This is a genomic window from Microbacterium sp., assembly GCF_035277845.1.
GTDB lineage: Bacteria > Actinomycetota > Actinomycetes > Actinomycetales > Microbacteriaceae > Microbacterium.
This window is the reverse complement of sequence record NZ_DATEJS010000186.1, coordinates 1-8,333: the sequence shown is the minus strand read 5'-3', so window position 1 is coordinate 8,333 and position 8,333 is coordinate 1. Positions and strand designations below refer to the sequence as shown.

The window sequence follows — 8,333 nt, the reverse complement described above, 5'->3', positions numbered from 1 at the left end:
TCGACCGCGTGCGGGCCCTCGCGCCGAACGGGGTGGATGCCGCCATCGACCTGCACGGCACCGACACCGTGCGCGCCGCGCTCGAGCTCGGCGTGCCCGCCGACCGCGTCGCCACGATCGCCGGCGGTCCCACTCCCCCGGGCGGCGCGATCGCCACCGGCGGCGGGGATGCGACGCCGGGTGCCCTGGACCGCATCGCGTCCGGCCTCGCGGCAGGCACGCTGCAGCTGCCGATCGCCGCGTCCTTCCCGGTCGAGCAGATCGCGGACGCCGTCGCCCTGCAGCGCACCGGCCACGTGCGCGGCAAGGTCGTCGTCACCGTCTGACCCGAGACACCCCGCTCGCCCCGGTCGTTGAGCGAGGAGCGCAGCCCCTTCCCCCGGTCGTTGAGCGAGGAGCGCAGCGACGAGACGAAACGCAGTGACCCCGCCAGGCTCACTGCGTTTCGGCTCGCTCCGCTCGCTCAACGACCGGGAAAGGGGACACGCGTTTCGGCTCGCTTCGCTCGCTCAACGACCGGTGGGCAGTGACCCCGCCAGGCTCACTTCGTCTCGCTCCGCTCGGTCAACGACCGGGCGGGACCGTCAGCGCACCAGGGCCTCGCCGGCGCGGAGCGGGACGGCGAGGCGGTTCTCGGCCGGGGGCAGGGGGCACAGGTAGTGGTCCGAGAACGCGCAGGGCGGCAGGAACGCCCGATTGAGGTCGACCTGCACAGTTCCGTCGGCGTCCGGGGCCGGCATGTCGAGGAAGCGGAACCGGTGGCTCTCGGTGCCGCTGGTGGCATCCGCGAAGACCGCCGACAGCGCCCCGTCGGGATGCTGCGTGACCGTCAGCGCCGTGGGCTCGCCGTCGAGAGCGAACTCGACGCGGCCCGCGTACCGCTTCTGCGACACATGACCGTCGACCGAGACCACGTCGCTCTTTCCGAGGTCGGATGCCGCGACGAACCGACCGGGGACGGAGAGCTCCGGGTCATAGGCGAACCGCTCGATCCGCGAGATGCCGCGCTCGGCCGGTGACGACGGGACGAACACGCGCACGGCGATCTCCCCGTCGCGCTCGTGGGCGCGCAGCCGCACGGTGACGCCGTCCGCGCGCACCACCTCGCGGTCGGTGAACGGCGCGAGCACGATCTGCGCCCCGTCGATCTCGCCGAGAGCGGATGCCCCGTCGGTGCTCCAGAGCCCCGGCACCTGGTCGAACGACCGCGGCTCGGCGTCCAGCCAGTGGGTGCCGGCCAGCGTCGCGATGCCGTAACCGTCCCACACGGCCCGATCCCGCGCGGCCGTCCATGTCTCGTATGTCATGCCTCCATCCTCTCGCCTCGGGGCAGGGGACGGTCCAGGTCTTCGAGCAGCATCCGCGCCCCCATCTCGCCGATGAGCACGGCGGGGGCGTTCGTGTTGCCGGTGGTGATCTGCGGCATGATCGACGCGTCGACGACCCGCAGGCCCGTGACGCCGCGCACACGCAGGCGCGGATCGACGACGGATGCCGCATCCGCCCCCATCCGGCAGGTGCCGACCTGGTGGTGGTACGTGATCGCGGTGCGCCGCACGTAGTCCTCGAGCTCGTCGTCGCCGACGTGCTCGCCCGGGTACACCTCGGTGGCTCCCCACTCGGCGGCGAGCGCGGGCCGGCGGCCCACCCGTCTCATCTGCCGCACCGAGGCGACGAGGGATGCCACGTCCGCGTCGTCCGCAAGCGCCTGCAGGTCGATCTCGACCGGGTCGTCCAGGCCGGCGCCGGTGAGCCGCAGCCGGCCGCGGCTGCGCGGCGACACGATGCCCGCCATCAGGGAGAAGCCGTCGTCGCCGACGGGCGGCAGATCCTCCCCGTACATCGGCACGGAGAAGTGGATCGGCTGCGTGTCCGGCACGGGGAGGTCCGGCTGCGACCGCCAGAACGCGTGCGTCTGGGTGACCGAGACGCCCGGGACCGGCGGCCCGACCGGGCGCCCGGTCGCGAACACGACGGGCGAGAGCAGGTGGTCGTGCAGGTTGGCGCCGACGTCCGGGGCATCCGCGACGACGTCGATGCCGAGCGCCTCGAGCTCCGCACGCGGCCCGATGCCGGAGCGCAGCAGGATCTGCGGCGAGTCGAGGGCGCCGCCGCACAGCACCACGTGGTCGGCGTGGCGCACCCGCATCCGCCCGGTGTCGTCGCGGTAGCGCACCCCGGTCGCGGCGCCGTCCTCGACGATCACGGAGTGCACGTGCGCGCCGGTGTGCACGTCGACGGCATCCCGCACCGGCTTCAGGAACGCCATGTACGTGTCCACGCGCCGCCCGTCGACGAGGGTGACCTGCTGCTGCGAGACGCCGTCCTGCCGTTCCCCGTTGTAGTCGGGGTTGAACTCGACGCCCTCCTGCACATACGCGTCGACGATCGCCTGCTGCACGGGCTCGAGCGGGTAGTCGCCGACGATCGGCAGCTCGCCCTCGAGCTGCTCGTACACCGGCAGCACATCGTGCCACGACCAGCCGTCGCAGCCGAGCGCCGCCCAGGTGTCGAAGTCCCACGCGGCCCCGCGCACCCAGATCATGGCGTTCAGCGCGTGCGAGCCGCCGAGCACCTTGCCGCGTGGCAGGTGCAGGCGTCGACCGCCGGCGTGCTGCTGCGGAACGGTGCGGTAGTCCCAGTCGTTCGGGCCGTGCCAGAGCTCGGCCATCCGGGCCGGGTCGTGGATCGCCGGGTTGGCGTCCTCGCCGCCGGCTTCGAGCAGGGCGACCTGGATGCCGGCGTCGGCGAGCCGGCGGGCGACAACGCTGCCCGCCGACCCGCCGCCGACGACGATCGCCGTCGTCATCGCGGTCAGCCCTTGCGACCGGGACCCGAGACGACCTGCGGCACGGCCACCGACTTCAGGCCCTCGACGCCGAACTCCATTCCGTAGCCGGAGCTCTTCGTGCCGCCGAACGGCACCATCGGGTGCAGGCCGCCGTGCGAGTTGATCCACACGGTGCCGGACTGCATGCGCGTCGCGGCCGCACGAGCGGCATCCACATCGCTCGACCACACCGAGGCGCCGAGGCCGACCTCGGCCGCGTTCGCGCGGGCGAAGGCGTCATCGACGTCGGTGTAGCGGATGACCGGCAGCACCGGGCCGAACTGCTCCTCGTCGACCACGGCGGTGCCGTCGGTGACGTCGGCGACGATCGTCGCGCGGTAGAACAGCTCGCCGAGCTCGGGGGCCGCCTCGCCGCCGGCGACGACGCGTCCGCCGTGGGCCTTCGCGTCCTCCACGAGACGCGACACGATGTCGAACTGGTCCTTGTTCTGCAGCGGGCCCAGCACGTTGTTCTCGTCCAGCCCCGGGCCCATCGGCATGTTCTTCGCGATCTCGGCGAGCGCCTGCACGGTCTCCTCGTAGATGGAGTCGTGCACGTAGAGGCGCTTGAGGGCGGCACAGGTCTGTCCGGTGTTGATGAATGCGCCCCAGAAGAGGTCCTGGGCGATCGCGGCCGGGTCGGTGCCGGGCAGCACGATGCCGGCGTCGTTGCCGCCGAGCTCGAGGGTGAGGCGGGCGAGGTTGCCGGCGGAGGCCTCGATGATCTTCTTTCCGGTCTCGGTGGAACCGGTGAACATCACCTTGGCGACGTCGGGGTGGGATGCCAGGCGCGAACCGGTCTCGCCACGGCCGGACACGGCGATGAGCACGTCGGGCGGGAGCACGTCGTTCATCACCGAGACCATCGCGAGCACGCTCAGCGGGGTGTTGCCGGAGGGCTTGAGCACAACGGTGTTGCCCATGCGCAGAGACGGACCGATCTGCCAGATCGAGATCATCAGCGGCCAGTTCCACGGGCTGATCGCGCCCACGACGCCCGCGGCCTTGTAGACGAGCTCGGCGTGCAGGTTCTCGTCGTCGACGAGCACCTCCGGCTCGAGCACCGTGGTGGCGTTCGTGCGCAGCCACGCGGAGCACGCACCCACCTCGAACCGGGCGTTCGGTCCGTTCAGCGGCTTGCCCTGCTCGCGGGAGAGGAGGTGGGCCAGGCCCTCCGCGTTCGCGTCGATCGCGTCGGCCGCCTTCAGCAGCAGTTCGCTGCGCTTCTCGTGTCCGAGGGCCTCCCAGGCGGGCTGGGCGGCCTTGGCGCGCGCGATCGCGGCATCCATGTCCTCGATCGTCTGAACCGGGACCCGGCCGATCACCTCGCGGGTGGCGGCGTCGAGGATCTCGCGCCCCTCGCCTTCCGGAGCCTGCACGCGCGCGAGCAGCGCGTTCTCATCGAGCCCTGAGTTCTGGGCAAGCACAGTCGATTCGGACATCGGTGTCTCCTTGAGTCGATTCGGCGCGCGGCGGCGCGTCGGGTGCTCTCATTGTCCGTCCGGTATCCCACCCCCGGCTTGACTCAGCGCGCACCATCGGTGCCCGCATGAGCAAGGCATCCCGCCACCACCCCGGCCGGTACCGACGCACCCGGCCACTCGGGGACGCACGGCCGTCGTCGAAGGTGTTCAATGGTGGAGATCATGCAGGCCTGCGATGGGAAAACGCCGGCCTGATCCCCGAACGTCGGTGGGACGGTGGCCATGAGTGAAGAGCAGCAGGCGGACGACCGTGTTCTGGTCGGGGTGGACGGCTCCCCGGCATCAGTCGAGGCCCTCCGGGAGGGCGCGCGGGTCGCCGGGGCGCTCGGGGCTCCGTTGGAGGCGGCGATCGTGTGGTCCTACCCGGCCGCCGAGTTGGCGGTCGGCGCCTGGGATCTCGACAAGTCGGCGGCATCCGCCCTCGATCGCGCGATCCTCGATGCGTTCGGCGACCGACCGCCGCGGATTCGCAGGCACGTGCTGGCCGGCCCGGCTGCGCACACCCTGATCGTGGAGAGCAAGCGGGCCGGGATGCTGGTGCTGGGTGGCCGCGGTCACGGCGGGTTCGCGGGGCTGCTGCTCGGATCCGTGAGTGCCGCGTGCGCCGCCCATGCGCACTGTCCGGTGCTCATCGTCCGGCCGCAGCCGGCACGGACGCCCGGCTGACCGCCACCTTCGACCACCGGAGATGTCAGTTCGGTCGGGGCTCCTCGACGATCTCACGCGCGGTCCGGGGGCCTCGGATGAGGCAGATCAGAGTCGCCGCCGCGGCGACGATCGCGAGGACCGTGACGGCGATCTGGAAGCCGGAGCCGCTGCCGTGCAGATTCGCACCGGATCCCAGCGTGTAGGCGGCCGCGGCGACCGCGACGCCGAGTGAGGTGCCGAATCCGCGAGTCATGTTCAGGACGGCGCTGACCATTCCGGCGTGATGCGCGGGCCCGGCGGCCGCGACGGTCGCGTTGTTCGCGGGCGTGAACAGGCCCAGACCCAGACCGACGAACAGCAGCACGACGGCGAGCCCCCACAGAGGCAGGGCGACGAATGCGGTGACCGCGAGTGCCAGGGCCGTCAGGCCCATGCCGATCGTGGTCGGTGTGGCGTGGCCCAGCCGGTCGGTGATGCGACCGGCCAGTGGCGCGATCGCCCCGAGTGCAGCCGGCAGGATCGTGAGCACGAGGCCGGCCGCAGCGGCGGTGAGGGCGAGGCCTTCGACGAGGTGGATCGGGAAGACGAACAGCACGCCGAACAGCACCAGATAGCACAACAGGCCCGTCAGGATGCCGCGGCTGAACACAGCCGACCGGAACAGTCCGAGATCCACCAGCGGGTGACGGACGCGGTGCTCGATCCACACGAAAGCGACAGTCAGCAGGAGTCCGGCGGTGAGGGCGATGAGGGTCGACGGCGCCAGTGCCTGACCCCGCGACGCGGCGGACAGGGTCCACAGCAGCAGGCCGATCCCGGGCATGAGGGTCATCAGACCGCGCCAGTCCAGGGGTGCACGGTGCGCTTTGACATGGGTGCGCGGTAGCAGGAACCAGGCCAGCGCGATGCCCAGGATTCCGGCGGGGACGTTCACGAAGAACACCCAGCGCCAACCGCCGAGCCCCACCAGCACGCCGCCGACCGAGGGGCCCAGTGCCAGTCCGATCGCCTGGGCCGCACCCTGCAGGCCGATCGCGCGGCCGAGACTCGTCCTCGGGATGTTCGTACGGATGAGGGCGACGCTGTTGGCCTGCAGCATTGCCGCCCCGATCGCCTGGAACACGCGAGCGGCCAACAGCCACTCGATCGTGGGCGACAGCGCGCAGACGAACGACGAGACCGTGAAGAGGATGAAGCCGTACGAGTACAGCAGCTTCCGGCCGAACATGTCCGAGATGCGCCCCACGGCGGCGATCGTCCCGACCAGGACCAGCAGGTACACCAGGGCGACCCACTCCACCTCGTCGATCGAGGCGTGCAGGTCGGAGCGCATCGCCGGGATCGCGACAGTCACGATACTCGCATCCAGCTGGCCCATGAACGCCCCGACGCAGACGGTCACGACGATCAGCCAGGGCGCCCGGATGGACTCCCGGATAGACGCGGGGCGCGCGGGCTCGTGCAGAAGACGTCGATGCCAGTGACGACCGCGAGATTGTTCTGTCACAGAACAAGTCTATATCAGGACAATATCGATAGGCTAGGGGCATGGTGACGGACGGCGCGAGCGCCCAGGATGCGTGGGCCCTCACCGATGTGATCACGCGGCTGCGTCGCAGCCTCCGCTCCAGCGTGCGGTCGGATGTGCCGTGGGAGTCGCTGCCGATGGCTCAGGTCGAGCTGCTGCAGCGGCTCGCCGAGGAACCGGGACTGGGCGTGAGCGAACTCGCCGAGCGCCAGCGGCTGGCCCGCAACACGGTGAGCAACCTGGCTCAGCAGATGGTGGCGGCGGGGCTGCTCGAGCGACGCGGCCGCGACGACGACCGCCGCGCGGTCACGCTCACGCTCACCGACTTCGGCCGCGAGCAGCACGCGGCATGGCGGCGTGCAAATGAGGACCGCGTGCACGACGCGCTGCAGGACCTCGGCGACGAGGAGCGCGCGGCCATCACCTCGGCCTTGCCGGCACTGCGCCTGTTCGCCGCGCGGCTCGAGTCACGGGCGGCGCAGCCCGTCCAGGAACGCTGACGGCAGCGCGGGTCCGCCCCCGCGCGGGTCCGCTCAGACCGCTTCGACGAGGTCGATCGCCTTGGCGGCGATCCGGTCGGGCTGGCCGGCGAAGGCCGCGGTCCGTTCGGGGGACGCCAGGTACGCCTCCTCGATCCGGCCGAACGCGGCGGCGTCGCCGGGCACCGAGACCGCCCACACGAACTCGTTCGTCTCGCGGATGCCGTACGCGAACTCGACGGCGAACCCGGTGGAAGTGCGCGCGGGGAGGAGCGAGTCGTTGAACCACGCGACGAACTCGTCGTAGGTCCCGTCGGCGAGCACGTAGCGGCGGAGCTGGATCGTCTTCACCCCTCCATTGTGCCGGAGCCGGACCTTGCGTGACCGCGCAGCGATCTGTTCCCGAGATGCAGGATGCCGGACATCGGGATGCCCGATCCCGGATGCCGCGGGGCGCCGACCGCTACTGTGTGTGCCATGCACCGCCGCATCGACGCGCTCCTGCAATGCGCGCACATCGCGGTGCTCGTCGTGCTCGTGCTCGCCGTCGCGGTGACCGTGCTGGCGGTGCCCGCCGGCGCCCCGCGCTACCTCGCTCCCCTGCTGTTGGGCGTGTACATCGTGGTGATGTGCGCGGTCGGGGTCTCGGGGGTCATGCTCATGCACCGGCGCAGCATCCGGCGGCTCGACGAGCGGTGACCGGCCGCATGCCCTAGAGTGAGGGATGTCCGGCCCGGTGCGACGATGTCGCCGCACAGCGCGTGCGCGCCCAGGGGCCGGTGCTCGAAAAAGGAGCACGCAGCCGCCCGGGAAGGGCCGAGCGCGCGAGACATACACGGCATCCTCCCGTTCCTGTCTCCCGAAAGGCTCCGCCATGCCCACCGTGTCCGCGCACGTCGCCGTCACCCTCGCCCGTCACATCGACCACGTGTTCGGGGTGATGGGCAACGGCAACGCGTACTTCCTCGACGCCCTCGAGCGTCAGACCGCCGCCGCCTACACCGCCGTGCGCCACGAGGCCGGCGGCGTGGTCGCCGCCGACACCCACTACCGCGCGTCGGGCCGGATCGCCGCCGCGACCGCGACCTACGGCGCCGGATTCACGAACACGCTGACCGCCCTCGCCGAAGCCGTGCAGGCGCGCATCCCGCTCGTGCTCGTCGTCGGAGACGAGCCCACATCGGGCCCTCGCCCGTGGGACGTCGACCAGATCGCGATGGCCTCCGGGGTCGGCGCCCGCACGTACACCGTCGGCCGCACGGATGCCGCCGCGACCGTCATCATCGCGATCGAGCACGCCCTGTCGTACCGGGTGCCGGTGGTGCTGGCCATCCCCTACGACGTCGCCACGCGCGACGCAGGAC

General features: G+C 71.4%; 10 protein-coding genes. 5 read left to right on the top strand and 5 right to left on the bottom strand.

Features of this window, described 5'->3' with window-relative positions:
- The coding region (locus VJR25_RS07950) for a zinc-binding dehydrogenase (RefSeq protein ID WP_324114326.1) at positions 1–326 on the top strand (326 nt) is incomplete at its 5' end.
- A 258-nt stretch (positions 327–584) separates the two neighbouring features.
- Here VJR25_RS07950 and VJR25_RS07945 read toward each other — a convergent pair.
- Genes VJR25_RS07945 through VJR25_RS07935 form a run of 3 tightly spaced genes read right to left on the bottom strand, consistent with a single transcriptional unit; the run spans position 585 to position 4,272 of the window.
- Entirely contained in the window at positions 585–1,307 is a 723-nt protein-coding gene (locus VJR25_RS07945; protein ID WP_324114324.1) for a DUF1684 domain-containing protein, read from the bottom strand.
- On the bottom strand, positions 1,304–2,809 hold the full coding sequence (locus tag VJR25_RS07940) for a GMC family oxidoreductase (protein ID WP_324114322.1): 1,506 nt from the start codon (positions 2,807–2,809) through the stop codon (positions 1,304–1,306). The genes VJR25_RS07945 and VJR25_RS07940 overlap by 4 nt, the downstream gene beginning before the upstream one ends.
- A 5-nt stretch (positions 2,810–2,814) precedes the next feature.
- A complete protein-coding gene (locus tag VJR25_RS07935; RefSeq protein ID WP_324114320.1) occupies positions 2,815–4,272 on the bottom strand; it encodes an aldehyde dehydrogenase family protein in 1,458 nt (485 codons plus the stop codon).
- A 264-nt stretch (positions 4,273–4,536) separates the two neighbouring features.
- Between VJR25_RS07935 and VJR25_RS07930 the strand changes: the two genes are divergently transcribed.
- Complete coding sequence (locus VJR25_RS07930; RefSeq protein ID WP_324114318.1) at positions 4,537–4,980, top strand: universal stress protein; 444 nt, start codon at positions 4,537–4,539, stop codon at positions 4,978–4,980.
- A gap of 25 nt (positions 4,981–5,005) precedes the next feature.
- Here the strand turns inward: VJR25_RS07930 and VJR25_RS07925 are convergent, their stop codons facing one another.
- Positions 5,006–6,469 carry a DHA2 family efflux MFS transporter permease subunit gene (locus VJR25_RS07925; protein ID WP_324114316.1) on the bottom strand — a complete coding sequence of 488 codons (1,464 nt, stop codon included), beginning with the start codon at positions 6,467–6,469 and terminating at the stop codon, positions 5,006–5,008.
- A 41-nt stretch (positions 6,470–6,510) separates the two neighbouring features.
- On the opposite strand from VJR25_RS07925, the gene VJR25_RS07920 reads away from it, so the two are divergent.
- Positions 6,511–6,990 (top strand): MarR family winged helix-turn-helix transcriptional regulator, encoded by a 480-nt coding sequence (locus tag VJR25_RS07920; RefSeq protein ID WP_324114314.1) that lies wholly within the window; start codon positions 6,511–6,513, stop codon positions 6,988–6,990.
- 33 nt (positions 6,991–7,023) lie between these two features.
- Here the strand turns inward: VJR25_RS07920 and VJR25_RS07915 are convergent, their stop codons facing one another.
- Positions 7,024–7,320, bottom strand: coding sequence for a hypothetical protein (locus VJR25_RS07915; protein WP_324114311.1), 297 nt, complete (start codon positions 7,318–7,320; stop codon positions 7,024–7,026).
- A 126-nt stretch (positions 7,321–7,446) separates the two neighbouring features.
- Between VJR25_RS07915 and VJR25_RS07910 the strand changes: the two genes are divergently transcribed.
- Together VJR25_RS07910 and VJR25_RS07905 are read left to right on the top strand one after the other, a co-directional pair.
- On the top strand, positions 7,447–7,668 hold the full coding sequence (locus tag VJR25_RS07910; RefSeq protein ID WP_324114310.1) for a hypothetical protein: 222 nt from the start codon (positions 7,447–7,449) through the stop codon (positions 7,666–7,668).
- 175 nt (positions 7,669–7,843) lie between these two features.
- Positions 7,844–8,333: thiamine pyrophosphate-binding protein (locus VJR25_RS07905; RefSeq protein ID WP_324114308.1), on the top strand; the 490-nt coding region annotated here is incomplete at its 3' end.

Excerpts from the sequence above, each read along its gene's own strand:
- VJR25_RS07945 (WP_324114324.1), bottom strand. The coding sequence starts at position 1,307 with ATGACATACGAGACATGGACGGCCGCGCGGGATCGGGCCGTGTGGGAC.
- VJR25_RS07940 (WP_324114322.1), bottom strand. The coding sequence starts at position 2,809 with ATGACGACGGCGATCGTCGTCGGCGGCGGGTCGGCGGGCAGCGTTGTC.
- VJR25_RS07935 (WP_324114320.1), bottom strand. The coding sequence starts at position 4,272 with ATGTCCGAATCGACTGTGCTTGCCCAGAACTCAGGGCTCGATGAGAAC.
- VJR25_RS07930 (WP_324114318.1), top strand. The coding sequence starts at position 4,537 with ATGAGTGAAGAGCAGCAGGCGGACGACCGTGTTCTGGTCGGGGTGGAC.
- VJR25_RS07920 (WP_324114314.1), top strand. The coding sequence starts at position 6,511 with ATGGTGACGGACGGCGCGAGCGCCCAGGATGCGTGGGCCCTCACCGAT.
- VJR25_RS07910 (WP_324114310.1), top strand. The coding sequence starts at position 7,447 with ATGCACCGCCGCATCGACGCGCTCCTGCAATGCGCGCACATCGCGGTG.